The sequence below is a fragment of the Clavibacter nebraskensis NCPPB 2581 genome (assembly GCF_000355695.1).
In the GTDB taxonomy this organism is placed as follows: domain Bacteria; phylum Actinomycetota; class Actinomycetes; order Actinomycetales; family Microbacteriaceae; genus Clavibacter; species Clavibacter nebraskensis.
Genome location: NC_020891.1, coordinates 2,028,349 through 2,054,715 on the forward strand (window position 1 = coordinate 2,028,349; position 26,367 = coordinate 2,054,715).

At 70.4% G+C, this 26,367-nt stretch carries 21 protein-coding genes and 1 tRNA gene; 3 read left to right on the forward strand and 19 right to left on the reverse strand.

The window, feature by feature from the left end; genetic code table 11:
- Positions 1-60 precede the first annotated feature (60 nt).
- Positions 61-3,267 carry a DEAD/DEAH box helicase gene (locus CMN_RS09550; RefSeq protein ID WP_015490608.1) on the forward strand — a complete coding sequence of 1,069 codons (3,207 nt, stop codon included), beginning with the start codon at positions 61-63 and terminating at the stop codon, positions 3,265-3,267.
- Positions 3,268-3,274: 7 nt separating this feature from the next.
- Here CMN_RS09550 and CMN_RS09555 read toward each other — a convergent pair whose 3' ends face one another.
- Positions 3,275-4,531 (reverse strand): DUF2510 domain-containing protein, encoded by a 1,257-nt coding sequence (locus CMN_RS09555; RefSeq protein WP_015490609.1) that lies wholly within the window; start codon positions 4,529-4,531, stop codon positions 3,275-3,277.
- Positions 4,532-5,372: 841 nt separating this feature from the next.
- Between CMN_RS09555 and CMN_RS14805 the strand changes: the two genes are divergently transcribed.
- Positions 5,373-8,090: an RNA 2'-phosphotransferase gene (locus tag CMN_RS14805; protein ID WP_165583286.1), complete on the forward strand. Its 2,718-nt coding sequence runs from the start codon at positions 5,373-5,375 to the stop codon at positions 8,088-8,090.
- A gap of 99 nt (positions 8,091-8,189) precedes the next feature.
- Here CMN_RS14805 and CMN_RS09560 read toward each other — a convergent pair.
- Positions 8,190-8,263 (reverse strand) — tRNA-Pro (locus CMN_RS09560).
- 84 nt (positions 8,264-8,347) lie between these two features.
- Entirely contained in the window at positions 8,348-8,887 is a 540-nt protein-coding gene (locus CMN_RS09565; protein ID WP_015490611.1) for a hypothetical protein, read from the reverse strand.
- Positions 8,888-9,149: 262 nt separating this feature from the next.
- Between CMN_RS09565 and CMN_RS09570 the strand changes: the two genes are divergently transcribed.
- Positions 9,150-10,493, forward strand: a complete 1,344-nt coding sequence (locus CMN_RS09570; protein WP_015490612.1) for an acyl-CoA dehydrogenase family protein — start codon at positions 9,150-9,152, stop codon at positions 10,491-10,493.
- A gap of 88 nt (positions 10,494-10,581) precedes the next feature.
- On the opposite strand, the gene der is transcribed toward CMN_RS09570, so the two are convergent.
- From der to CMN_RS09650, 16 genes are all read right to left on the reverse strand, one after another.
- A complete protein-coding gene (der, locus tag CMN_RS09575; protein ID WP_015490613.1) occupies positions 10,582-12,090 on the reverse strand; it encodes a ribosome biogenesis GTPase Der in 1,509 nt (502 codons plus the stop codon).
- 39 nt (positions 12,091-12,129) lie between these two features.
- Entirely contained in the window at positions 12,130-12,873 is a 744-nt protein-coding gene (gene cmk, locus CMN_RS09580; RefSeq protein WP_015490614.1) for a (d)CMP kinase, read from the reverse strand.
- Positions 12,870-13,988 (reverse strand): prephenate dehydrogenase, encoded by a 1,119-nt coding sequence (locus tag CMN_RS09585; RefSeq protein ID WP_015490615.1) that lies wholly within the window; start codon positions 13,986-13,988, stop codon positions 12,870-12,872. Before CMN_RS09585 ends, cmk begins: the two co-directional genes overlap by 4 nt.
- Positions 13,985-14,857 (reverse strand): pseudouridine synthase, encoded by an 873-nt coding sequence (locus CMN_RS09590; protein WP_015490616.1) that lies wholly within the window; start codon positions 14,855-14,857, stop codon positions 13,985-13,987. The genes CMN_RS09585 and CMN_RS09590 overlap by 4 nt, the downstream gene beginning before the upstream one ends.
- Entirely contained in the window at positions 14,841-15,458 is a 618-nt protein-coding gene (gene scpB, locus CMN_RS09595) for an SMC-Scp complex subunit ScpB (RefSeq protein WP_015490617.1), read from the reverse strand. Before scpB ends, CMN_RS09590 begins: the two co-directional genes overlap by 17 nt.
- The gene (locus CMN_RS09600) at positions 15,448-16,308 is read right to left on the reverse strand and encodes a segregation and condensation protein A (protein ID WP_015490618.1); all 861 of its coding nucleotides are present in this window, start codon (positions 16,306-16,308) and stop codon (positions 15,448-15,450) included. The genes scpB and CMN_RS09600 overlap by 11 nt, the downstream gene beginning before the upstream one ends.
- Positions 16,292-17,140: a ParA family protein gene (locus CMN_RS09605; protein WP_374058281.1), complete on the reverse strand. Its 849-nt coding sequence runs from the start codon at positions 17,138-17,140 to the stop codon at positions 16,292-16,294. The genes CMN_RS09600 and CMN_RS09605 overlap by 17 nt, the downstream gene beginning before the upstream one ends.
- 107 nt (positions 17,141-17,247) lie before the next feature.
- Positions 17,248-18,234, reverse strand: a complete 987-nt coding sequence (locus tag CMN_RS09610; protein ID WP_015490620.1) for a site-specific tyrosine recombinase XerD — start codon at positions 18,232-18,234, stop codon at positions 17,248-17,250.
- The gene (locus CMN_RS09615; protein WP_041465273.1) at positions 18,231-18,875 is read right to left on the reverse strand and encodes an NUDIX domain-containing protein; all 645 of its coding nucleotides are present in this window, start codon (positions 18,873-18,875) and stop codon (positions 18,231-18,233) included. Before CMN_RS09615 ends, CMN_RS09610 begins: the two co-directional genes overlap by 4 nt.
- Entirely contained in the window at positions 18,872-20,614 is a 1,743-nt protein-coding gene (gene pyrG, locus CMN_RS09620; protein ID WP_015490622.1) for a CTP synthase, read from the reverse strand. Before pyrG ends, CMN_RS09615 begins: the two co-directional genes overlap by 4 nt.
- A 73-nt stretch (positions 20,615-20,687) precedes the next feature.
- Positions 20,688-22,403 (reverse strand): DNA repair protein RecN, encoded by a 1,716-nt coding sequence (gene recN / locus CMN_RS09625; protein ID WP_015490623.1) that lies wholly within the window; start codon positions 22,401-22,403, stop codon positions 20,688-20,690.
- Complete coding sequence (locus CMN_RS09630) at positions 22,396-23,355, reverse strand: NAD kinase (protein WP_045929227.1); 960 nt, start codon at positions 23,353-23,355, stop codon at positions 22,396-22,398. Before CMN_RS09630 ends, recN begins: the two co-directional genes overlap by 8 nt.
- The gene (locus tag CMN_RS09635; protein ID WP_015490625.1) at positions 23,319-24,179 is read right to left on the reverse strand and encodes a TlyA family RNA methyltransferase; all 861 of its coding nucleotides are present in this window, start codon (positions 24,177-24,179) and stop codon (positions 23,319-23,321) included. The genes CMN_RS09630 and CMN_RS09635 overlap by 37 nt, the downstream gene beginning before the upstream one ends.
- The gene (locus tag CMN_RS09640; protein ID WP_015490626.1) at positions 24,172-24,354 is read right to left on the reverse strand and encodes a hypothetical protein; all 183 of its coding nucleotides are present in this window, start codon (positions 24,352-24,354) and stop codon (positions 24,172-24,174) included. The genes CMN_RS09635 and CMN_RS09640 overlap by 8 nt, the downstream gene beginning before the upstream one ends.
- A 9-nt stretch (positions 24,355-24,363) precedes the next feature.
- On the reverse strand, positions 24,364-25,404 hold the full coding sequence (locus CMN_RS09645; RefSeq protein WP_015490627.1) for an HAD-IIA family hydrolase: 1,041 nt from the start codon (positions 25,402-25,404) through the stop codon (positions 24,364-24,366).
- Positions 25,394-26,302, reverse strand: coding sequence for a tetratricopeptide repeat protein (locus CMN_RS09650; RefSeq protein ID WP_015490628.1), 909 nt, complete (start codon positions 26,300-26,302; stop codon positions 25,394-25,396). The genes CMN_RS09645 and CMN_RS09650 overlap by 11 nt, the downstream gene beginning before the upstream one ends.
- Positions 26,303-26,367: the final 65 nt, after the last annotated feature.

Sequence of the window (26,367 nt, forward strand, 5' to 3'; positions counted from 1 at the left end):
CATACCGAGCCCTCGGGGTACAGCGCCCCTGAGCCCACAGCCATCCATGATCATGTCCGGATGGACGAACGACGCACGCAGGACCATCAGCTCCGGACCCTGCGCTTCTGGCTGCTCTTGGAACTCCTGAACCCGCAGGCGGTCCCCGCGGTCACCTCTCGGACCGACCCATCCGAGGCGCGTGTCGCGGCATGGCGTTCCGGTGATCCTCTGCCGTGGGAGGTGATGCCCCCGCCCCGTCCGCGTCACGGCGCGAAGCGCGTGTGGCGGCACACCGTGTACCTCGGTGCGTATCCCCTCGAGGCGACGTTCGCACGGCTGCACGCCCTGTTCCCCGAGGATCGCGACGCGTACCAGGAACGCCCGGGAGGTACTACGGCAGTGGCCGGCCTGCTCGTCGACGACGGCGGGAAGTACGTCCCCGAGTCCGCGATCCTGTCGTCGGCCTCGTGGGCGGTCGGACACCTCTCGAGGTCGGCGACGACGAGTCGGGAGTGGATCGACGGGTTCGGCAGCGCGGCGGAGGCCTGGGCTGACGCGGTCGACGAGCACGAGGGTGTGCGTGCGGACACGGGGGACGAGGGCCTCAAGCCGATCGACGCTGATGCCCTCTCCGGGCTCCTCCGGCTGGCTCACGCCTCGGCAGGACTGGTCGGCGACACCGACCTCGCGACCGACGCCATCCGCATCCAGAGTGTCCCCGTGTCCATCCGCACCGCCGAAGGCGCCCTCGAGATCGACTTCCTCAACAGCTTCCACCTCGAGGACCTCACTTCCGTGTCCGAGCAGGTCGCCAGGGGCGACGTGGGAGCCGCCCTGTCGACCTACCTGACCGGAGATGGCGACCTGGCTCAAGACCGGCGCATCGACGTGGTCGCGGACATCGGCGCCATGGAGTTCGGTGCCGGCATCGAGCGCCTCCCGAAGGGCAGATGGCCCACGAACCCGTCGCAGCCGCTCGCGACCAGCCAGCAGTTCGCCGTCGACCACGCGCTGCGCGACCTGATGCCGGCAGCGGGTCTCATGGGGGTGAACGGCCCACCCGGGACGGGTAAGACGACGATGCTGCGCGACATCCTCGCGGGCAACGTCACCGAGCGCGCCCGCCGTCTGTCCGCGCTAGCCAGGCCCGAGGACGCGTTCACCTCCGTCGTCCACCAGTGGAACGGAGCGCAGGGCCACAGGATGTCCGTGCCGCAGCTCCGACCAGAGCTGACGGGCTTCGAGATGGTCGTCGCCTCGTCCAACAACTCCGCGGTGGAGAACATCTCCTCGCAGATCCCCGGACGCGATGCGATCGACGAGAGGTGGCGGGGGTCGGCGGACTACTTCGGCGAGCTCGCGTCCCTGGTCATGAGGAAGAGCGGCACGCGTACGCCATCCTCGGACAGCGACGGCGCGGAGGCGTGGGGCCTCGTCGCGGCGAGGCTCGGGAAGAAGGAGAACCGAGGCGCCTTCTACTCCTCCTTCTGGTTCGGAGAGCAGAGCGACGAGCTCGCGGCGGATGGCCGTGCGCCCGTACGGGGCATGCAGGAGCTACTCACCCGATGGAGGGACGGATCCGAGCCGTTCCGCCCATGGGATGACGCTCGTCGTGCGTTCCAGGACGCCGAGCGGAGGGTCGACGAGCAGATCCGCGAACGGAGCGAGGCGGATGCCAGACGCCGCCTGCTCCCGCACCTGCGGGAGCAGGAACACGAGACCGCGGGCGCGGTGGTGCGCCTGGAGACCTGGGCGGCCCAAGTTGAGACCGAGTCCGCGGCTCACGCCATCGCCCGAGCGGACGCCGCTGCCGCGCTCGAGCGCGCGGTGGGCAGGATCCAGGACCATGTCCTCGTCAAACCGGGTATCTGGGAGACGTTGTTCTCCCTCGGCCGCGCGGTCCGCGAGTGGCGTCTGGCGCTTGGGCCGTTGGAGATCGCCCGGGACCAGGCCGCGGCCCGCGACGACGCGGAGCGACGCCGCTCCGAAGCCGACCGCCTAGCTCAGGCACGTGCCGCGCAGGAGGTGAGCGCCGCCCGCCAGGAGCTCTCCGCGGTCCGCCGTCGTATCGCGGCCACCGTGAAGGAGTGCGAGCAGGACGACGCCCGCATCGGGGGACCGCGTCCTGGAGCGGGCCGTACGGATCAGGAGAGGGAGATGATCGCACCCTGGCTCGACGCGACGCTCGACGCGGCGCGGTCCGATCTCTTCCTCGCCGCCCTGGAGCTGCACCGCGACTTCCTCGCCAGCGCGGCGTCGACGATGGTCCGTGGCCTGCGCGCCGCATGCCAGGTCGTCGCCGGCAGTTCCCCGGCCGACCTCGAGGGCGAGAAGCTGAAGGCGGCGTGGCAGCTCTTCTTCCTCGTGGTCCCCGCGATCTCCACCACGTTCGCGTCATCAGGCCGCATGTTCGGGTCGCTCGGACGCGAGGCGCTCGGTTGGCTGCTCATCGACGAAGCCGGTCAGGCGGCACCGCAGCACGCCGCCGCCTCGATCTGGCGGGCCCGACGGGTCGTGGCGGTCGGTGATCCCCTCCAGCTCCCGCCGATCATCTCCGTACCCCAGAAGACCGTCGGGGCGCTCGCGCTGGCGCACGAGGTGACTCCCACCTGGATCCCACCGCGCGCGTCGGTGCAGACCCTCGTGGACCGGGTGGCCCGTTTCGGCACATCCTTGCCGCAGGGCGACGAGATGATGTGGGTGAGCGCACCGCTGCGCGTCCACCGCAGGTGCGACGACCCGATGTTCACGATCTGCAACCGCATGGCGTACGCCGGGCTGATGTTCCACGCGACGGTCCAGGCGGACCGATTCGACGGGCCTGACGGGCCGCGCGTATCCCCCAGCCACTGGGTCGATGAGCCAGCGACGACTCCGGGCAGCCATCTCCAACCCGGTCAGCTGGCGCGCACCCGGAACGCCATCGAGTACCTCCTCGGGCTCGGAATCAGTGCCGAGGAGATCATCGCCATCTCGCCCTTCCGGTCCGTTGCGGATCGCCTGGACGCTCTCAAGCATGACTACCCGGGGCTGACCGCGGGGACCATCCACACCGCCCAGGGACGCGAGGCGGAGGTCGTGCTGCTCGTGCTCGGTGGCGATCCCGACAAGCCCGGCGCACGAGCCTGGGCGGCCGAGAGCGTCAATCTGCTCAACGTCGCGGTGAGCCGCGCTCGCCGGAGGTTGTATGTGGTCGGCGACCTGGCCGCGTGGCGCCGACACCCCTACTTCAGCCAGGTGGCCGCCGCGCTCCCAGCTCAGCGGCGCGGAGGCAGCGCCGACTGAGATCGCATCACATCGTGTTCCAGTGGTACCGGCCGCTGGCGTCGGGGCCCTTGCCGCCGCACTTGTAGCTGCGTCCGTTGTCCGCCTGCGCCACGGCGCCCACCGAAGAGCAGAAGCCGCCCGGGTTGATGCCGCCAGTCTGCTGCGCCGGCGAGGGAGCCGGGGCGGCCGGAGCCGGCGCGGGAGCAGGCGCAACGGGCGCCGGAGCGACCGTAGGCGCGACGGTGGGCTCGGGCGTCGGAGTGGGGGCGGGCGCCAGCAGCACGAGCGTCACGGTGGATCCGGCGTCGGCACGCGACCCCGCGACCGGGCTCTGCGACTTCACCGTCATGCCGGCGGTGAGGCTCGTCGCCTCGCCCGACTCGAGCACGTACTGCACGGCATAGCCGGCCTCGCGGAGGAGCGTCCGGGCGTCGGAGGCGCTCTTCGCGTTGACGTCCTCGACGACGTGGACCGCGGGGGTCGGCGACGCGGTGGGCGTCGGGCTCGCGCTGGCGGAGATCGCCTCCGCCTGGCGCGGAGCGGGAGCGGACGCCGCGACCGGGACCGTGGCCCCGATGACGATGAGCACGGCCGCGCCCGCGGCGGCGACGCCGTTGCGCGAACGGGTCGTCAGGACGGGGATCCAGCTGCGCCGGCCCGTAGCGTAGGGGTAGAGGGCCGTGGCGATCCCGACGAGGCCGAGCGCGACGAACATGCCGCCGAAGCCGCCCAGGGCCGTGATGATCAGCACGGCCAGCGCGACGACTGACGTGATGACCCACGTGGTCGCCGGGTGACGGCTCGGCCGGGTGTCGGTGATCACGGAGGCAGGAGCCGCCGGGGCGACCGGCGCCGCGACGGCAGCCTGTCGCGGGGGTACCGGCATCGCGACGGTCGCCGCCGCCGCGCGGGCGCTCTTCTCCCGAGCCGCCGCCTCGCGCTCCGCCGCCTTCGCTTGCATGGCCGCCTCGCGCTGCGCGAGCTTCGTGGCACGCTGCTGCTCCGCCTCCGCGGCGCGCACGGCCTTCGCCTGCGCGGCCTCGGCGGCGCGCATCGCCTTGTGGTGCGCGGCCTCGGCGGCCTGCGCGTGCCGAACAGCGTCGGCCTGCTGCGACGCCGCGACGGCCGCCGTCGCGGCCGCGCTCGGAGCGGGCGTCGGCGCTGCGGCGGGCTGCACCATCGGCGCGACGTGCTGCGTCCACGCGGATCCATCCCAGTAGCGGAGCTGCCCGGATCCGTCGGGGAACCAGCCGGAAGGAGCGGCGGAGGGGACGTCGGGCATGGAACTCCTCGGGTGCGTGCCGCGACGAAGGGGTAGGCGGCAGGTGGTGCCGTCGAATGACGACGCCTGAGGCTATGAGCGCGCTCCCGCGGGCGTAAGCCCTCGTGTGGGGGTGAAAGCGGGCCAGGCTACTGAGACTGCTCGTCCGAGTAGCGTCCTCGCACGGCACGCAAACGGTAGGCACCGCTTTAGAACACGCCCCTCGACGCACTGGATTTGTGGTTGGCGAAGCAGCCCACTCAACAGCATCCCCACTACATGCGCATCTCCCTGCGCAGGCAGGGCAGCAGCAGCTCATGCGTCAACGCGACACCCCGCCCGCCGCGCCGTTTCTGCTGATAAATAGATGCACTATACGGCACCCATTCGTTTTGGCAACTCCCAGTTCGGGGGCCAACATTCGGCGTAGTTCTTTGAGGCGCCTGAACTTAAGTTAGACCAGGTGTATTAAGTCCCCGCACTCGTCTGTAGGGTCACTCGCATGGCCAGACCCACTCCCACTTCAATCGCCCATTTGTACGCAAGTAGCACGCAAGACCAATTGCCCGACACGCGCGTCGACACCCTTAGCGAATCTTTTCCATCAATTGTCATCCTCGCAGAGCAGTACGGCATAGACGTTGCAGATGCCCTCGACCGCTGGGTGTCTACTGTCGGAGCCGCGGGGGTCTCTGCGCTTATAGCGAAAAGCACCTCATCCTTTGAGGTCGCTAGATACATTAGAGAAGCCGTTTCTCGGGATGGGCAGCCGCTCCCCCTACTCGCGTACTTAATAGCCGAGGAACGTCTTCGGCACGACGCTGCCGGCATTTCGGGCTATCTAAAGTCCGCTGGCACTTCTATGCCGGACACCTATTTGCAACTGATTGAGCGCCTAGGCGAGTCGTTTCTTAATACGGCATTTGAAGCAACATGGAAGCGCAGAGCGGTTTTTAGCCGCGCACTGAATGCGTCAAGAGCGTACTTAGGCTACGTCAAGCAAGAGGCTGACCTGAGCAACACGCGATTACGCCGAGGAACCCTTACCCGCCTAGGCATGTCGACAGTGCTTCTGGCTCGCTTTGGTCCAGTCCAGGAGGAAGCCTTGCGCGAGGCTCGCACAATATTGCTCACCACTCATGAACAGGGATCTGAACAGGCCCTTACGTACTTCATTGAAGCCTCTACCTGGCTTTACGACCTTTTCGGAGACAAAGAAGCGGTGCGTGAGGCGGCGCGTCTATTCTTGAGCGACCCAAGACGCGATGGAGCGCGTTGTATCGCAGGAGCGCATACCTGGCTTAGGTTGGCGGGAAACGCAACGTCATCGGAGGGCCGAGCCGGTTTCATCCACCGAGGGCGTGAAAGTCTCCAAGCTTCATCGCTTGAGGACAACTTCAGCCGCAAGGAAGAAATTGCGGCCAGAACGCTCTTATTAGCCATGTTTGATGCCCTCGAAACTCAGGCGGCACAGGGATACTCAGATCTTGACACTAGATGCGTTCTTTTTCCCTTCGGCCTCCGGCGCCCCGACACCACAATGCCTAAAAGCTATTACAGAGCTCTCCCCGAACTCATTGATTCTCTTCGGAACTCCGAGCACTACGGCGACTACCTGTTCCGTGACTTGCGAGCGGACTTGCATTCGTTTTTCGCTCGGGCACCTGAAACCACATCTTCAGATGCAGAAGCGTCATTACGCACTGCTATCGAGCTACGCCTCGGACGCAGCCACAGGGAACGCCCTTTAGGCCGCGCAGGCGTCGAAGCGAGTATTGCAGAGGATTACTTTCTTCTGGCCACCATGAACCGAAGTACAGAAGATCGTCGCGCGGGATTTCGGTCACTCTTACGTGCACCGGGCAGCGCCTCCTCTAGTCCACGTCACTTGACCTTGATGGCTAAGGAACTGGATGCACACGGGCCTCTCCGAGGATTTGCCCTCGAAGGTCCAGACGAGTACACCTTTGCCATTCAGTCCGGGGACACCAACGCGATGTTTTCCGCGGCAGCTCGCGTAGCTTATCAAAGTGCAGACTTAGCTCACGTTCAATTGGGCGGCCGAAGCGGCGTTGTCAGCCTCCGCGACGTCGATGGCAGTACAGGGCAGACGTTTGTCTTCAAGACCATGTCTAGGGAGGGGCGGGATCGCGACGCTGCGTTCACTTCTCGGGTAATGGATAGCCTGAATCAGTACGGCTTTTCGAGCCGTTTCGGAATAATAGAACATCTCACTGAAATCAAACCTTTAACGCAATCCACGCCGGGAGTCTCGGAAATTATATCGGTTAGGCGGTACTCAAATGGCTTTATACTGGGCCAACATCTACCCTTACAGTCGGACACGTTGCGATTGGCTACACTGAGTAGCACAGCCGAATATCTAGCATTGATTCATCACTCAGGAGTTGATGGACGAGTAATGACGGGTGCCCGGCGAGAACTGCGAAGCAAGGAACTGGGACGATGGCTTAGAGCCCTCACGGGGGACGACGTTTTGCGCGACAGATTATTTAACAGATGGTGGGACGAGATTGCCAATGCACCGCTGCTGCCTCGGCGAGACGCACATCCCATGAATTGGTTAGTCGATGCGGACAACCGCATTCTCGCCGTCGATCTTGAATCAACAGGCGTCCGCCCTTACGGCTACGAAATTGCACAATTACTAGAAGACGGGCAGCTTCTTGATCCCGATGATTGGGAGAGCCGTCGAGCAGTCGTGAAGGCCTACACAGATTCTTGGCAATTCGTCTCCGGTCAAGTGCTTACTGAAGCGGAAGCCTTTCATCTTTACCAATTAGGCGCTATCGCTCGAGCAGTGCGTGCCATTAGCCTCCCATCAGCCTCCTCGCAGACTCGAGCTTTCGGCGGCAAAATACTTGAAGTACTGAGCTCCAAGGGTGAGCAGGATGCAGTTCGCTCTCTCGCATTAGACCTTAGCCAACTTTGGGCCAGGCAAACAGGGCGCGTCGGGGACGACGAGTATCAGATTCTTTCTAATGCGGATAGACGGCGGATCAGCCGCGCTATGGCCTATCGCCTACGACACGATCCTTCAACTCCTGCCACAAAGGATGGTTGGGTGCACGTGGACGAGTTGACAGACCTTCTACGTTCTTCCGGGCATAAAGTTACCAGCGCTCAGCTAATTCTTATTGCCGGAGCTTTGGGTGAGCAGCGATTCGAACTGGAGGGGTATGACATCAGAGCAGTTTATGGCCATTCGACTCGAACCAGTATCGCCTATTCATCAAAGAATCCACCCCGTGTTTTGTATCATGCAACGCCGCTAAGAAACCTGAAGTCCATACTTGAGGCCAGAGCCGGGTTAGTACCCGGACGGCGGAATTGGGTCCATTTAACTGACTCTTGCTCCGTCGCCCTTAACGCCGCGAGGAGACAGCAGGCATCGGTTGCAGTACTGGAAATAGACGCCGCGTCGCTCGACGGTCTTGTATACGCGACGGGTTCGACATGGTTGGCTAAAGAGGTGCCCGCTAGCCAATTAAGGCTACTTCCTCTTCGTGAAATGCACGAGCTTGTGGACGCTGACACTTCGGTTCAGGACGAGTACTAGCAAGGAAGCTTTCTCGCGGGCCGGCCATATTGAATATATTTCGACGCGAAATTGACGAATGCCTCGGAAGGACCAGTAGATCCTTCCGAGGCATGTCCGTCGGGCTGACAGGATTTGAACCTGCGACCCCTTGACCCCCAGTCAAGTGCGCTACCAAGCTGCGCCACAGCCCGCTGTCCCATCGCTGGGCAACTCGTAGAGCCTACCGCATCGGCGGCACTGCTCCGGCACGCGCCGAACGACCGAGCGGCGCCGGATCAGGCCGCCGCACCACCCGACGGCCGCGCCGACGACGAGCCCGCCGCGGAGCCGCCCGCCACCCGCCCCGGCTTCGGGAACGCGTCGCGCATGTGGTCGCTCCGCAGGATGTCCGCCACCCCGATGAGCAGCAGCGAGAAGACGATCTGCTCGATGACCATCCAGAGCGGGTAGAGGCCCGGGATCGCGGCGATCACCAGCGTCACGATGGGGAAGATCTGGCTGAACAGGCGCAGGCGCGAGTACGCCCACCAGTAGCCGGCCGAGGCGCGCCAGGCGAAGTAGTAGAGCGTGAGGGTCATCGCGAGCACCACGAGGGAGCGGAACCAGACGGCGGGGGCGACAGGGATGCCGTCCGAGGCGAGGGTCAGGGCGATGGCCACGGCGGTCGCGCCGACGGCGGTCTCGGCGATGAGGATCCACCGGATCCAGCGGAACGCCCGCGTCGTCCACGGGTGGTCGCGCATGTCCTCGGCGATGACGTGGCCCGCCTGGCGCCCGGCGGCGATCCGATCGAGACGGCTGAGCAGCTGGTCCACCGGTGCGATCCTCCGTGTCTCGTGAGCGGGCGTCGGATGCGCCCGGATCAGGGTACGACGTGACGCCTGGAGCCGCCCGCGAACCCGCGACGCGACGCCAGACGGACAGGCACCGCTCCCCCGCGTGACACCCCGTGACGCCCCGCGTCGTCACACCCCGCAACCCCGCGTCACACCCCTCGCGACCGCCGCTGGCCCGCCCCTACCGTTGCCCCACCGCGAGGCGCGGCACCGGTCGCGCCCCTTCACGAGAGGACAGGACATGACCCTGATCGACCGCGAGCCCCGACCCGCATCCGGCTCCCCCGCGCCCGCCCCCGGCACCGCGAACGCGAACGCGAACGCGAACGCGACCGCCGACCGCCCGCGCCCCGCTCCCCTCGGCGACGCGCCCGTCGACCGCTGGAAGGGCGCACCCCGTCCCACGACACCGGCCGCGTGGATCGCCCGCGCCCGCGAGGTCGCCGACATCCTCGCCGTCGACCAGGTCGAGCGCGATCGCGCCGGCGCGAGCCCGCACCAGGAGGTCGCGCTCCTCAAGCACGCCGGCCTCGTCACGCTGCTCGGGCCCGCGGAGCACGGCGGCGGCGGGCAGACGTGGGACACCGCGTACAAGGTGATCCGCGCGGTCGCCCGCGGGGACGGATCCATCGGCCAGCTCCTCGGCTACCACTACCTCTGGGCGTGGGCGGCGCGGCTCGTCGGCACGGACGCGCAGATCGCGGCCGTGGAGGAGCTCGCCACGACCGGGAACCTCCTCTTCGGCGGCGCCGTGAACCCGCGCGACTCCGACCTCGTCATCCGCGAGGACGGCGACGACCTGATCTTCTCCGGACGGAAGTCCTTCAGCACGGGCGGAGTCGTCTCCGACCTCACGGTGCTCGAGGGCGTCCTCGAGGGCACCGACACGCACGTGTTCGCGATCGTGCCGACGGACCAGCCGGGCATCGTCTTCGGGCACGACTGGGACAGCCTCGGGCAGCGGCTCACGGAGTCGGGCTCGGTGGAGATCCGCGACGTGCGGGTGCCGTGGACCGACGCGGCCGGGTTCGTCGACAAGGTCTTCCAGCCGCTGGTCTACGGCACGCTCAACGTCCCCGCGATCCAGCTGGTGTTCGCGAACTTCTACCAGGGCATCGCCGAGGGCGCGCTCACGACGGCCGCCGCGTACACGCGCAGCACCACGCGCGCCTGGCCGTACGGCGGCGACGACAAGGAGCGCGCGACCGACGAGTGGTACGTGCTCGAGGGCTACGGGCAGCTGCAGTCGAAGCTCTGGGCGTCGGAGGCGCTGCTGGATCGGGTGGGCGCGGAGATCAGCGCCGTGCTGCACGCGCCGCGCGAGAAGCTCACCGAGCGGAAGCGCGGCGAGATCGCCGTCCGGGTCGCGGCGGCCAAGGCGCGCATCGTGGAGGACGGGCTCGAGGTCGGCACGCGCGTGTTCGAGCTGACCGGTGCGCGCGCGACCGCGTCCAAGGTCGGGCTCGACGTCTTCTGGCGGAACCTCCGCACGCACAGCCTCCACGACCCGATCGCCTACAAGCGCCGCGAGGTCGGCCGGCACGTGCTGCTCGGCGAGATCCCGGAGCCGACCTGGTACACGTGATCCGCGCCCGGGGGACGACGGACGGCGCCGACCCCGCGAGGGATCGACGCCGTCCGTCGTGCTGCGAGCCGAGGCCCGCAGAAGCCAGCTAGCGCTTCCGCTTCTCCCGCACGCGCATGTTGACGATGATCGGGCTGCCCTCGAAGCCGTAGATCTCGCGCAGGCGGCGCTGGATGTAGCGACGGTACTGCGGGTCGAGGTACCCGGTCGTGAAGAGCACGAATGTCGGCGGACGGCTGGAGGCCTGCGTGCCGAACAGGATGCGCGGCTGCTTGCCGCCGCGCACGGGGTGCGGGTGCGCCGCGGTGAGCTCGGCGAGGAACGCGTTGAACTTGCCCGTCGCGATGCGGGTGTCCCACGACTCCAGCGCCGTCTCGAGCGCCGGCACGAGCTTCTCCATGTGGCGGCCGGTGCGGGCGGAGATGTTGACGCGCGGCGCCCACGACACGTGCGCGAGGTCGGTCTCGATCTCGCGCTCGAGGTAGCGGCGGCGCTCGTCGTCGAGGAGGTCCCACTTGTTGAACGCCAGCACGAGCGCGCGGCCCGACTCGAGCACCAGCTCGATGATGCGGATGTCCTGCTCGCTGATGACCTCGGAGACGTCGATCATGACGACCGCGACCTCCGCCTTCTCCAGCGCCGCGCTCGTGCGCAGCGACGCGTAGAAGTCGGCGCCCTGGGCGAGGTGCATGCGGCGGCGGATGCCGGCGGTGTCGACGAAGCGCCACACCTTGCCGGCGATCTCCACCTGCTCGTCGACCGGGTCGCGCGTGGTGCCGGCGAGCTCGTTGACGACCACGCGCTCCTCGCCCGCGGCCTTGTTGAGCAGGCTCGACTTGCCGACGTTCGGGCGGCCGAGGATGGCGACGCGGCGGGGTCCGCCGACCTCCTCCTTGGCGACCTTGGAGACGAGCGGCAGGGTCTTCAGCACGAGGTCGAGGAGATCCGCGACGCCGCGGCCGTGCAGCGCGGAGACGGGGTGCGGCTCGCCGAGGCCGAGCGACCACAGCGAGGCGGCGTTCGGCTCCTGGCGCGCGTCGTCGACCTTGTTGGCCGCGAGGATCACCGTTTTCTTGGTCTTGCGGAGCAGGCGGACGACGTGCTCGTCCGTGCTCGTGGCGCCCACGTTCGCGTCGACGACGAAGAGCACGGCGTCGGCGAGGTCCATCGCGATCTCGGCCTGCATGGCCACGGACGCGTTGATGCCCTTCGCGTCGGGCTCCCAGCCGCCGGTGTCGACGAGCGTGAACCAGCGTCCGCCGTACTCGGCCTTGTAGGAGACGCGGTCGCGCGTGACGCCGGGGGTGTCCTCGACGACGGCCTCGCGGCGACCGAGGATGCGGTTGATGAGCGCCGACTTGCCGACGTTCGGGCGGCCGACGACCGCGAGCACGGGCAGCGCCGGCAGGTACGTGACCTGGTCGGGGTCGTCCGTCGCGGCCTCGAGGACCTCGAGGTCCTCGTCGTCCAGGTCGTAGTCCTCGAGCCCGGCGCGGAGCGTCTGCGCGCGCTGGGCCGCGAGCTCCTCGTCGATGCTCGACAGGCGCTCGTGGAGCCCGCTGTCGAGCTCGGGGAAGTCGTCGTCGTGATCAGCCATGTTGTCCTCTGGCGTGTCGGCCCGTCGCCGGGCCGCGCCTCAATCTGTTCGTGCGTGAACGAGATCGACCACCGCCTGGACGGTCTGGTCGAAGTCGATGTCCGTGGAGTCGATGGTGGTCACACCATCTGCGGCGTTCATGAAATCGACGACCTGCGAGTCGGCCCGATCCCGGGAGGCGAGTGATTCGCCGACCGCGGCTGCCGACTGGGTCGACGTCTCCGCGGAACGCCTGCTCATCCTAGCTTCCGGGGAGGCCGTCAGCAGAATGCGGACCTGGGCGTCGGGCGCGACGACCGTCGTGATGTCGCGGCCCTCGACCACGATGCCGGGCTTGTCGCTCGACGCCATGAGCGACCGGAACAGCTCCACCATGTAGTGCCGCACCTCGGGCACGCGGGCCACGCGGCTCACGACGGCGGAGACGCGGGGCTCGCGGATCGCCTCGGTGACGTCGGTGCCGCGAACGGAGACCCGGGTCTCGGACGGGTCGATCGCGATGTCGTAGTCGAAGCCCTCGATGAGGCTCGTGACGGTCGCGGGATCCTCGGTGTCGACGCCGCTCTCCAGCGCGAACCAGCTGAGCGCGCGGTAGGCGGCGCCCGTGTCCTGGTAGTCGAAGCCGAGGGCGCGCGCGGCGGCGCGGCTCACGCTCGACTTGCCGCTGCCTGCGGGGCCGTCGACGGCGACGACCGTGCGGTTGAGCGTGGCGTCGACCAGCAGGGCGTCCTCGAGGGGATCCCTCTCCACGGGGTCGGGTGCGTTCACAGCGTCTCCGGTCATCCGGCGATCCTCCAGTCACGTTCGTCGAGCCGCGCGACCAGGCGGTCGCGGGCCTCGGGCAGCACGGCGATCTCCACGAGACCCACCTGCGCGCCCTGGGAGTGCTCGAGGCGCAGGTCCTCGATGCTGACGTCGGCGGCGCCGACGTCGGAGATCAGCGCGGCCAGCTGGCCGGGGCGGTCGTCGATCATCACGGTCACGGCGGCGAAGCGGCGGTCCTGGCCGTGCTTGCCGGGGATGCGCGCGACGCCGGCGTTGCCCGCGTGGATCCGCTCGGCCACCCGCAGCCGGGCCCCCTGCGCGTCGACGTCGTCGAGCGCGTCGATCACCTCGTCGAGGTCGGTGCGGAGGGCCTTGAGGATCGGCACGATGCGGGAGGCGTTCGCGCCGAGGATCTGCACCCACAGCGCGGCGTCGCTCGACGCGATGCGCGTCGTGTCGCGGAGGCCCTGCCCGGAGAGGCCGAGCGCCGCCGCGTCGCCGTCGGCGAGCCGCGACGCCAGGAGGCTCGCGACGACCTGCGGCACGTGCGAGACGAGCGCCACGGAGGCGTCGTGCTCGTCCGCCGTCATCTCGATCGGCACCGCGCCGAGGTCGAGGATCAGCTGCTCGACGGGCGCGCCCGCGGCGTACGTGATGCCGTCGTGGCCCGCGATGACCCAGGGCCGGCCGAGGAAGAGGTCGCCCGTCGCGGAGACGGGGCCGCCGCGCTCGCGCCCGGCGAGCGGGTGGGAGCCGAGGTAGCGGGAGAGGTCGGCGCCCATCGCGGCGAGCTCCGCGAGCGGCGCGGCCTTCACGCTCGCGACGTCGGTGACGAGCGCGTCCGGGTGCGCGGCGAGCTCGGCGGCGACCACGCGCGCGGTCACGTCCGGCGGGACGCAGACGATGACGAGCGACGGCCGGTCGGGCGTCGGCGAGATGTCGGCGATGCGGCCCGCGCCCATGTCGGCCGCGAGGCGGAGCGTGGTCGGCGACGCGTCGGCCAGCACCACGTCGACGCCGCGCGCCCGCAGCCCGAGCGCGATGCTCGTGCCGAGGAGGCCCGTGCCGACGATGCGGACGGTCCCCTGCACGCGCGTGTCGGTGGCGGCGGCCGCGCCCGCGGCCTCGCTCACTCGCCGTCCTCGCGGTCCACGTCCCCCTGCGCCTCGGCGTCCGCGCTCGCGCCCTGCGGCGTCGCGGGTCCGGCCTGCGCGCGGGCCTCGCGCGAGATGGTGAGGAGCTGGCCGAGCTCGTCGGAGGTGAGGTCGCGCACGCGGCCGACCCCGAGGGATCCGAGGTGCAGCGGCCCGAACTGGCGGCGCACCAGCTCCTCCACCGGGTGGCCGACCTCGTCGAGCATGCGGCGCACGATGCGGTTGCGGCCCGAGTGCAGCGTGATCTCCACGAGCGTCTGGTCGCCGCCGCCCGAGAGGATGCGCGCGCGGTCCGCCTGGATCGGCCCGTCCTCGAGGTCCACGCCCTGCGTGAGGCGCTGGATCGTCTGCGGCGTGACCCGGCCCGTGACCTTCGCGATGTACGTCTTCAGCACGCCGAAGGACGGGTGCGCGAGCACGTGCGCCAGGTCGCCGTCGTTCGTGAGGATCAGCAGCCCGCTCGTCTCCGCGTCGAGGCGGCCGACGTTGAACAGGCGCTCCTCGAACTCCTCCGTGAACTCGCGGAGGTCGGGGCGCCCGCGCTCGTCGCGCAGCGAGGAGTAGATGCCGACGGGCTTGTTGAGCATGAGGTAGCGCTTGGAGGTGTCGAGCTGCACGGCCTGGTCGTCGACCGCGACCTCGTCGACGTCGGGGGCGATCCGGCGGCCGGGCTCGGTGACGACCTCGCCGTTCACGGTGACGCGGCCCGCGGCGATCATGTCCTCGCAGACCCGGCGGCTGGCGACGCCGGCGGCGGCCATCACCTTCTGCAGGCGGACGCCCTGCACCGGCTCGTCCGCCTGTGCATTCGAGTGGGGCTGCCAGGCATGGTCAGAGGAGGGGGTCATGGAAGCCTTCCGCCCCGTCGGGGAGCAACGGGGAGATCGGGGGGAGCTCGTCGAGCGAGTTGATGCCGAGCTGCGTGAGCAGGTGGTCTGTCGTACCGTAATGGATCGCGCCGGTCTCGCCGTCGGTGAAGGCCTCGGTCACGAGCCCCCGTGCGAGCAGCGTCCGCACCACCGAGTCGACGTTCACGGCGCGGATCGCGGCGACCTGGCTGCGGCTGATCGGCTGCTTGTACGCGATCACCGCGAGCGTCTCGAGGGCCGCCTGCGAGAGGCGCGTGGGGTTCTGCGTGAGCACGTGGTCGCGGATCACGGTGTCGTACTCGGGCCGCACGTACACGCGCCAGCCGCCGCCGACCTCGCGCAGCTCGAAGCCGCGGCGCACTCCCCCGGTCCGCCCGTCGAAGTCGTCGACGAGCCGCTGGATCGCGCGGCGCACCTCCTTCACGGGCGTGGAGGTGGCCGTCGCGAGGGTCGTCACGCTCTGCGGCTCGTCGGCGACCATGAGCAGCGCCTCGAGCGCTCGGTCGAGGTCGATCGGGGCGTCGGCGTCCGCCGGCTCGGCGACGGTGCCGTCTGCGGGATCCACCGGCTCAGCTGCCATAGCCCGCCCCCAGACTCGCGAGGGTGTCGTCGGTCCAGCTCTCGGCGGTCCACGTGAGCGTGAGCTCCCCGAGCGCCTCCGGCTGGTCGAACTCGATCGCGGCGACCCGGTACAGCTCGAGCACCGCGAGGAAGCGCGCGATGACGACGCCCGTGAGCCCCGCGTCCGCGACGAGATCCCGGAACGTCACCGGCACGCCGCTCCGCAGCCGCGCGACGACGACGGCGGCCTGCTCGCGGATGCTCACGAGCGGCGCGTGCAGGTGATCGAGCCCCACGGTCGGGATCTCGCGCGGCGCGAGCGCGAGCAGCGCGATGGCCGCGAGGTCGGCGGGCGACGTGGTCCAGACGAGCTCGGGCACCTGCGCGCGGAACCGCTCCTCGAGCGGCACGTCGCGGAACGCGCGGCCGGACTCCGCGGCCAGCCGCTCCTGGAACCAGCTGGCCGCCTGCTTGAACGCGCGGTACTGCAGCAGCCGGGCGAAGAGCAGGTCGCGCGCCTCGAGCAGCGCCACGTCCTCGGCGTCCACGAGCTCGCCCTGCGGCAGGAGCCCCACGAGCTTGAGGTCGAGCAGCGTCGCGGCGACCACGAGGAACGAGCTCGCCTCGTCGAGGTCCTCCGGCCCGTCGAGCCCGCGGATGTGCGCGATGAACTCGTTAGTCACGAGGCTGAGGCTCACCTCGGTGATGTCCATCTCGTGGCTGCCGATGAGCGACAGCAGCAGGTCGAACGGGCCCTCGAAGTTGCCGATGCTGACGCGGAAGGCGCGCTCCGGATCCGCCCGGACGACGGAGGCGTCGGCCGCGAGCTCCGGCTCGGCCAGGGGTGCGCCCCTACGCGACGGCGCCACGCGCGACGAGCTCCCGCGCCACCTTGCGGTACGCGAGCGCGGCCGGGTGCTCGGGCGCGAACTGGATGATGGGCTTGCCCGCCACCGACGCGTCCGGGAACTTCACGGTGCGGCCGATCACGGTCTCGAGCACGCTGTCGTCGAACGCCTCGACCACGCGCTGGAGCACCTCGCGCGAGTGCAGCGTGCGCGAGTCGTACATGGTCGCGAGGATCCCGTCGAGCGCGAGCCCCGGGTTCAGCCGGTCCTTGACCTTCTCGATCGTCTCGACGAGCAGCGCGACGCCGCGGAGGGCGAAGAACTCGCACTCGAGCGGGATGAGCACGCCGTGGCTCGCCGTGAGGGCGTTGACGGTGAGGAGGCCGAGCGACGGCTGGCAGTCGATGAGGATGACGTCGTAGTCGGCGCTCACCTTGCGCAGCACGCTGGCGAGGATCTGCTCGCGGGCGACCTCGTTGACGAGGTGCACCTCCGCGGCCGAGAGGTCGATGTTGGCGGGGATGACGTCGAGGCCCTCGAAGCCCGTGGTCTGGATGGCCTCGCGCGGGTCCTTCACGGTGCCGAGCAGGAGGTCGTAGATGGTGACGGCGTCGTGCGTCTGCACGCCGAGGCCCGCCGACAGCGCGCCCTGCGGGTCGAAGTCGACGGCCAGCACGCGGCGGCCGTAGCTCGCGAGCGAGGCGCCGAGGTTGATGGCGGTGGTCGTCTTGCCGACGCCGCCCTTCTGGTTGCAGAGGGAGATGATCTTGGCCGGTCCGTGGCCCTGGAGGGGCTCGGGCTCGGCGAACTCGCGCAGTTCCCGACCGGTGGGTCCGAGCACGGGGACGTCCATTCCCGGGAGCTCGGTCACATCTGGCTTGCGCGTCACGTGGATCTCTCTCTGCCGCTCGTCCGACGCGGGATCCCGCCGGATCCTGCGAGTCTACCCGGGAGGGTCGCTCACGCCCGGCGGGCACGCGGGTGCGCGGTCGTGTAGACGTCGCGCAGGGTGTCGACGGTCACGCGCGTGTAGATCTGCGTGGTCGCCACGGACGAGTGGCCGAGCAGCTCCTGCACCACGCGCACGTCGGCGCCGCCCGCGATGAGGTGCGTCGCGAACGAGTGCCGGAAGGTGTGCGGCGACATCTCCTCCGTGACGCCCGCGCGCTCGGCGGCGGCCTTGATCACGAGCCATGCGTTCTGCCGGGAGAGCGCGTGGCCGCGCAGGCCCAGGAAGAGCGCGGGCGTCGCGGTGCCGCGGGCCGCGAGGATCGGGCGGACGCGCACGAGGTAGGCGTCGACGGCCCGGCGCGCGAACGACCCCACGGGCACGATGCGCTGCTTGCCGCCCTTGCCGAGCACGCGCACGATCTCGGCGGCGGCGCCGTCGGGGCCGAGCACGTCGTCGACCGTGAGCGCCGTGATCTCGCTCACGCGCGCGCCCGTCGCGTACAGCAGCTCGAGCAGGGCCTTGTCGCGCACGCGGAGCGGCTCGTCGCCGTCGGTCGCGTCGAGGATCCGTCCCATCGTCTCGATGGAGACGGCCTTCGGCAGGCGGCTCGGCAGCTTGGGCGGCTTCTGCTCGGCGGACACGTCGACGTCGACGATGCCCTCCTCCACGAGGAACCGGTGGAAGCTCCGGACGCTGGAGAGCATGCGCGCGAGCGACGACGCCGTGAGGCCTCCGTGCTCGGGGTCGCGGACGCGCTGCGCGAAGCCGGCGACGTGCGCGGGGCGGGCGCCGGCCGGATCCACGACGCCCTCGGCCGCGAGGTGCGCCGCGTAGCGCGCGAGGTCGCGGCGGTACGCCTGGATCGTGTTGCGGGACAGGCCCCGCTCCACCTCGACGTGCCGGAGCCAGCGGTCGACGGCGCGCCGCAGCGCGACCGGGACCTCGGGGGCGGCGTCGGGCGCCGCTCCCCCGGGTCCGTCGGCCGCGTCGGTCACGAGGCGGACGCGCCTCCGCCGTCGCGCAGCTTCGGGTGCCGCGGCCAGGGCGCGTCGGCGGGGCCGAGCGTCGCCCAACCGCGCGAGCGCGCGATGTGCGCCTGCAGCACCGCGATCACGGTCGACGGGTTCTGGATCCGCCGCTCGAGCACCGCGGTGACGACCTCGTCGAAGTCCACCCAGCGCACCTCGATGTCGGCCTCCTCGTCGGTGCGCGCGAACGCCTCCGCCGTGGGGGTCAGGCCGCGCGCGAGGTAGACGCGGATCGCCTCGTCGCTGCCGCCGGGCGTCGTGTAGTACTCCGCCAGCACGCTCCACTCGGCGGCGACCAGGTCGGCCTCCTCCGCGAGCTCGCGCTGCACGGCCTCGAGCGGCGGCTCGCCGGTGATGTCGAGGAGCCCGGCCGGGATCTCCCATTCGCGCATGCGCACGGGGTGCCGGTACTGCTTGATGAGGAGCACGCGGTCCTCGTCGTCGATCGCGAGCACCGCGACAGCGCCCGTGTGGTCGACGAACTCGCGCGTGATCTCGCCGTCGCCGTACCGGAACGTCTCGCGGCGGATGTCCCAGATCTTGCCCTGGAACACCTTCTCGCTCGACGTGACGTCGTACGAGACCGGGTCGTCGCGCAGGTCGGTCACGCGACCGCCTCGGCGTCGTCCTCGACGAACAGCGTGCTGGCCGCCTGGCGGTCGAGCGCGGCGCGGATCAGGCCGGCGAACAGCGGGTGCGCGCGGTTCGGGCGCGACCGGAGCTCCGGGTGCGCCTGCGTCCCGATGTAGAACGGGTGCACCTCACGCGGCAGCTCCACGTACTCGACGAGCGTGCCGTCGGGCGAGGTGCCGGAGAACACGAGGCCGGCGTCCTGGATCCGCTCCCGGTACTGGTTGTTGACCTCGTAGCGGTGGCGGTGGCGCTCGTGCGACACGGGCGCGCCGTACAGCTCCGCGGCGAGCGAGCCGGGCGCGAGCGCCGCCTCGTAGAGGCCGAGGCGCATGGTGCCGCCCAGGTCGCCGCCCGCGATGATGTCGACCTGCTCGGCCATCGTCGCGACGACGGGGAACGCGCTGTCGGGGTCGAACTCGCTGGAGGAGGCGCCCGGGAGGTCGGCCTCGTTGCGCGCGTACTCGATCACCATGCACTGAAGGCCGAGGCAGAGGCCGAGCACGGGGATCTTGTTGTCGCGCGCGAACTTCAGCGCGCCGAGCTTGCCCTCGATGCCGCGGATCCCGAACCCGCCCGGCACGCACAGCGCGTCGAGGTCGCCCAGCTTCTTCGCGGCACCCTCGGGCGTCTCGCACTCGTCGGACGCGACCCAGCGCAGCTTCACGCGCGCCGAGTGGGCGAACCCGCCAGCCCGCAGCGCCTCGGTGACCGAGAGGTAAGCGTCGGGCAGGTCGATGTACTTGCCGACGAGGCCCACCGTGACCTCGTGCTTCGGGTCGTGCACGGCGTCGAGCAGGTCGCTCCAGCCGGACCAGTCCACGGCGTCCGCGGCCGGCAGCCCCAGGTGGTCGATGATGTAGCTGTCGAGGCCCTGCCCGTGCAGCATCTCGGGGATGTCGTAGATGCTCGGCACGTCGACCGCGTTCACGACGGCCTGCTCGTCGACGTCGCACATGAGCGCGATCTTCTTCTTGTTCGAGTCGGAGACGGGCCGGTCGCTGCGGAGCACGAGCGCGTCCGGCTGGATCCCGATGGAGCGCAGCGCCGCCACGGAGTGCTGCGTGGGCTTGGTCTTCTGCTCGCCCGACGCGCCCATGTACGGCACGAGCGAGACGTGCACGAAGAAGACGTTGTTCCGGCCGAGCTCGTGGCGCACCTGGCGTGCCGCCTCGATGAACGGCTGGCTCTCGATGTCGCCGACCGTGCCGCCGATCTCGGTGATGATCACGTCGGGCTGCGGCTCGTCCGAGGACTGCAGGCGCATGCGGCGCTTGATCTCGTCGGTGATGTGCGGGATGACCTGCACGGTGTCGCCGAGGTACTCACCGCGGCGCTCCTTCGCGATGACCTCCGAGTAGATCTGGCCGGTGGTCACGTTCGCCGCCTGGTCCAGCTCGATGTCGAGGAAGCGCTCGTAGTGCCCGATGTCGAGGTCGGTCTCCGCGCCGTCGTCGGTCACGAAGACCTCGCCGTGCTGGAAGGGGTTCATGGTGCCCGGATCCACGTTGAGGTAGGGATCGAGCTTCTGCATGACGACGCGCACGCCGCGCGCCGTGAGGAGGTTGCCGAGGCTGGCTGCCGTGAGGCCCTTGCCGAGGGAGGAGACGACGCCGCCGGTCACGAAGATGTGCCTGGTCGTCTTCGCCGTGCCTGTCGTGCTGGTGCTGCTGTCCGTAGAGCTCGGGTCTGTGTCCGCTGAGATGATGTCCGCCACGGGCTTCCATCCTACGTGGGATTCGGGGCGTCGCGACAGCCACGCCGCGCCGCGCCGACCGCGGGTCGTCGGCTCAGCGCAGCGAGGCCGCGGTCTCCACGAGCTCGCGCGCGTGCGCCAGGCCGCTCTCGCTGTCCGGCAGGCCGGAGAGCAGGCGCGCCATCTCCTGGATCCGCGCGTCGCCCTCGAGCTGCGTGACGCTCGACGCGGTGACCTGCCCGTCGCCGCCCTTCACCACGCGGAGGTGGTTGGTCGAGAACGCGGCGACCTGCGCGAGGTGGGTGACGACGATGACCTGCGCGCGCTCCGCGAGCCGGGCCAGCCGCCGCCCGATCTCGATCGCGGCCGCGCCGCCGACGCCCGCGTCGACCTCGTCGAACACGAACGTGGGCACGGGGTCGTCGCCGGCCACCACGACCTCGATGGCGAGCATCACGCGCGACAGCTCGCCGCCGGACGCCCCGCGTCCGAGCGGGCGCGCCTCGGCGCCGGCATGCGGGCGCAGCAGGATCTCGACCCGGTCGGCGCCCGACAGCGCGGGCTCCTCCCGCTGGCTGACCCGCACGTCGAGCGACGCGTCGGCCATGGCCAGGGCGCCGAGCTCGGTCGTGACGGCCGCGGCGAGCCGCGCGCCGGCCTCCTCGCGCACCGCCGTGACGCGCGCGGCCAGCTCGCCGACGAGCCGCTCGTCGCGCTCGACCTCGACGCGCAGCAGGTCGATCCGGTCGGTGTCGCCGTCGAGCTCGAGCAGGCGCGCGCTGCCGGTGTCGAGGAAGGCGAGCGCGTCCTCGACCGTGGGGCCGTGCGCGCGCGTGAGGGCGGCGAGCTCGGCGCGGCGGTCCTGCAGCGTCTCGAGCTCCCGGGCGCCGTCGGCGTCGAGCCCCGCGAGGTAGCCGGAGAGCTGCACGGCGATCTCCGCCACGAGGATCCGCGCGCTGTCGAGCGACTCGATGATCTCGGCGAGCCCCGGATCGTGCGCGGCTACCCGGTCGAGGCGGCGGTGCGCGGTGTCGAGCACGGAGGCGGCGTCGGCCATCTCGCCGGACGCGTCCTCGGACGACATGAGCTCGTGGGCGGCCGACGCGGCGGCCCGCAGGTCCTCCAGGTTCGTGAGGCGGTCGATGCGCTCGCGCAGCTCCTCGTCCTCGCCGGGCTGGGGCGCGACGGCCTCGATCGCGTCGATGGCCGCGCGCAGCTCCTCGGCCTCGCGCGTGCGGGCGTCCTGCTCGGTGACGAGGCGGTCGAGCTCGGCGCGGGCGGAATGCCAGCGGCGGAACACCTCCTGGTACTCGCCGAGGACGGGCGCGAGCGCGGATCCGGCGAACCGGTCGAGGGCCTGCCGCTGCGCGGTGGACGACCGCAGCCGCATCTGGTCGGACTGCCCGTGCACCACGACGAGCTGCTCGCCGATCTCCGTGAGCAGCGCCGCCGGCGCACCGCGGCCGCCGACCGACGCGCGGCTGCGGCCCTCGGACGAGAGCTGGCGCGTGACGATGAGCTCGCCTCGCGAGCCGTCCCCGAACGGGTCGACGTCTCCCCCGGCGTCGCGCACGCGCTCGGGCACGGGCCCGTCGGCCGCGATGATCCAGCGTCCCTCGACGACCGCGCGCTCGCTCCCCTGCCGCACGGCGCCCGAGTCGGCGCGCGCGCCGAGCAGCAGCCCGAGGGCGGTGACGACCATGGTCTTGCCCGCGCCGGTCTCGCCCGTGACGGCCGTGAAGCCGGGCCCGAGCGGCAGCGTGGCCTGGCCGATCACCCCGAGGTCGCGGATGGTGATCTCCTCAATCACGGTCGACCGGCCCCCTCCAGCCGGTGACCGGCAGCTCGAACTTGTTCACGAGGCGGTCGGTGAACGGCGACTGCTTGAGGCGCGCGAGGCGCACGGGGATGGCAGACCGGCGGGTCTCGACGCGCGCGCCGGGCGGCATGTCGCGCGTGCGGCGTCCGTCGCACCACAGCACACCGGATCCGGACGTGCGGCTGAGCACCTCGACGGCGACCGTGGACTCCGGGCCCACGACGAGCGAGCGGGCAAAGAGCGTGTGCGGGCTGAGCGGCACCACGAGCATGGCCTCGAGGCTCGGCCACACGATGGGGCCGCCGGCCGAGAACGCGTACGCGGTGGATCCCGTGGGCGTCGAGACGACCATGCCGTCGCAGCCGTAGGACGCGAGCGGACGGCCGTCGATCTCGACGACGACCTCGAGCATGCGCTCGCGGCTGGCCTTCTCGACGGTCGCCTCGTTCAGCGCCCAGGTGCGGTAGACGATGTCGGCGCCGACCTTGAGCGTGACGTCGAGCGTCATGCGCTCCTCGACGGTGTAGTCACGGTCGAGCACGCGGCGCACCGTGGCCGTGAGGTCCTCCCGCTCGCTCTCGGCGAGGAACCCGACGTGCCCGAGGTTGACGCCCAGCAGCGGCACCGACGTGCCGCGCACGATCTCGGCCGAGCGCAGGATCGTGCCGTCCCCGCCGAGGACGATCACGATCTCGAGATCGGCCGTCTGCACGTCCTCCCCGAGCACGGCGACGCCCTGCATCTCAGGGGCGAAGTGCAGGATGTCGGCCTTCTCGTCGGCCGTGAGCACGAGGTGCACGTCGGCCTCGGCCAGCTGCGCGCACACGCTGAGCGCCGCGTCGATGGAGTCGCGCCGTCCCGTGTGGGACACGACCAGGATGTGCCTCACGGGTCCAGCCACTTCGCTCACGCTCCTGTGATCTCGTTCGACGTCGATCTCCATTGTGTCGGATTGCCGCCCGCGCGACCGCTGAACCAGGCGAGGTACTCGTGGTTCCCGGCCCCGCCGACGATCGGGGAGGAGACGAGGCCGGCCGTGCCGAGCCCCAGGTCCCAGGCGGCCCAGAGCACGCGCATGACGGCGTCGTCGCGGAGGCCGGGATCGTGCACGATGCCCTCCCGGATCCCCGTGCGGCCCACCTCGAACTGCGGCTTGATCAGCAGCACGACATCCGCCCCGTCCGCTGCCGTGCTCGCGATCGCGGGCAGCACGAGGCCCAGCGAGATGAAGGAGAGGTCGCCGACCACGAGCGCGGGCCGCTCCCCCGCGAGGTCGTCGGGGGTGACGCCGGCGAGCGACTCCGGCGTCAGGTCGCGCACGTTGAACCCCTCGACGACGTCGACGCGCGGATCCTCGCGGATGAGCGGATCCAGCTGCCCGTGACCCACGTCGAGCGCCACGACGCGCCGGGCGCCCCGCTCGAGCAGCACCTGCGTGAACCCGCCGGTGGACGCGCCGACGTCGAGCGCCAGGCGCCCCGCGACCACGACCTCCGGGAAGGCGTCGAGCGCCCCGATGAGCTTGTGGGCGCCGCGGCTCACGTAGGCGTCGGTCCCGGCGACCTCGACGACGGATCCCGGCATGACGCGGGACGACGCCTTGATGACCCCGCGCCCGTCGACCGTGACGAGCCCGTCGGCGATGAGCCGCGCGGCGTGCGTGCGTGAGCGCGCGAGGCCGAGGGCCGGCAGGGCGGCGTCGAGCCGCAGGTCGCCGCCGAGCGCCTCGCCGGGCGCGGCGTCGGATCCGTCGCCCGGGTCAGCCACGCGCCGCGGCCCCGTCGCCGCCCTCGAGCCGCGTCCGCAGCTCGTCGTGCAGCAGCGCGAAGGCGGCCGCGCGGTCGCCGAGCGGCTGCTCCTCGATCAGCTGGAGCCGGGAGACCAGCTCCTCGGCGACATCGCGGTCGTCGTGCTCGTCGCGGTCCTCGGGCTCGTCGCTCACGGCGTCACGCTACGCCCGGCCCGCGTCGGCGGCACCGGCCGCGACGTAGAGGGACTCCTGCACGTCGAGCCCGTAGATCGGCCGGCCCGAGTTCCAGATGACGGCGCAGGCGGCGCGGAGCGTGTCGATCGTGGATCCGCCGTCCTTCACGACCTCGACGCGGTCGCCCGCGATGCGCACGGACGACCTGCCGACCGTGGCGACGCGGCCCTCCTGCGAGAATCGGGTCTCGGGGTACGGCTCGTGCAGCTGCCCGAGGTGCTCGAGGATGAAGGTCGGCCGTTGGTCCTCCTCGGCGGCGAGGAGCTGCTTCGCCCGGTCGATGCCGGTGAGCACGTGGACGGACGCCATCCCGGCGCGCGTGGCGCCGAGGATGTCGGTGTCGAGCCGGTCGCCGAGGAACACGGGCCGCTGGGCGCCGAAGCGCTCGCGCGCCACGTCGAAGATCGGCGTCTCCGGCTTGCCCGCGACGACGGGCAGGCGCCCGACCGCCGTGTGCACCGCGGAGACGAGCGTGCCGTTGCCGGGCGCGATGCCGCGCGCGACGGGGATGGTCCAGTCGGTGTTGGTCGCGACCCACACCACGTCCGGGTCGGCCAGCGCGAACGCGGCCTCGGCCAGCTGGGTCCAGCCCACCTCCGGCGCGAAGCCCTGCACGACCGCCGCCGGCTCGTCCTCCGTCGAGCGCGTGACGACGTAGCCGGCCTTCTCGAGCTCGTGGACGAGCCCCTCGCCGCCGACGACCAGCACCGTGGATCCCGCGGGCACGCGGTCCGCGAGCAGGCGCAGCGCGGCCTGCGGCGACGTCACGACGTCGTCGGGCGCGACCGTCAGCCCGAGCGAGCTCAGGTGCTCGGCCACGGACGCGTCGGTGCGCGAGGCGTTGTTGGTGATGTAGCCCAGGCGGATCCCGTCGTCGGCCGCGCGGTTCAGCGCGTCGACGGCGTGCGGGATGCTGTCGGGCCCGGCGTACACGACGCCGTCGAGGTCCGCGAGGATCACGTCGACGCCGTCCAGCGGGGCGCTCCCCTTCGCTGCCCTAGCGAACATCGCGGTCCGCCTCCTCGGCCTCGGTCGCGTCCGCGACAACGCCCGCGTCCGCGTCGTCGGCGCCACCGTTCCCGTCGGCCTGGAGCTCGTCGTCGACGTCGATCGCGATCTCCGCGCTGTCCCCCTCCTCGCTCGGCGGGACCGGCGCGCCGTCCGCGTCGGGATCGTCGTGCTCCAGGGACCTGTCGCCACCGCCGTCCTCGACGTCCAGCTCCTCCTCGACGACCTCGACCATGTCGTCCCAGCCCTCGTCCGGATCCGCGAACGCCGCCTCGGCCGCGTCGGCGCGCTGACGCCAGGCCTCCGCCTCGTCGGAACGACCGAGCTCCTCGAGCACCTCCGCGTAGGCGTGGAACAGGTCGGCGCTGTACGAGTACGCGACATCCCGGTTCAGCTGCGCGATGGACAGCTCGTCGAGGGCCGCGTCCGTCTGCCCCAGGTCGAGCCGGGCGCCCGACATCGCGATCGCGAGCGCGACCTGGTCCGCCGCCGGCAGCGTCTCCTTGGGCACCGAACGCCCCAGCTCCAGCGCCTTGTCCGGGCGCCCCTGGCCCCGCTCGCTGTCGACCATGAGGGCGAGCTGGTCGTTCTTCCCGGAGATGCGCCGGTAGGTCCGCAGCTCCCGCAGCGCCAGGGCGTAGTCGCCGACGGCGTAGGCCGTGATGGCGAGGGACTCCCGGACCACGGCGATGCGACCCGCGCGGCGTGCCGCTGAGGTGGCGTGCCGGTGCGCGAGCTCCGGGTCCTCCTCGATCAGACGGGCTGCCATGACCAGGTGCTGCGCGACGCCCTCGGCGTTGTCCTTGCTCAGCGTCTTCAGCTCGTTGCGGGCGACGCGGTCGAGGTCCCCCGGCTTGACGTCCTCGGGGATCTCCGGATCCTCGTGACGCGGACGCACGGAACGCAGCTCACGCGCGCGCAGCTGCTCCTCGGTCAGGGCCTCCTCGTAGCGAGGCGCGTCGC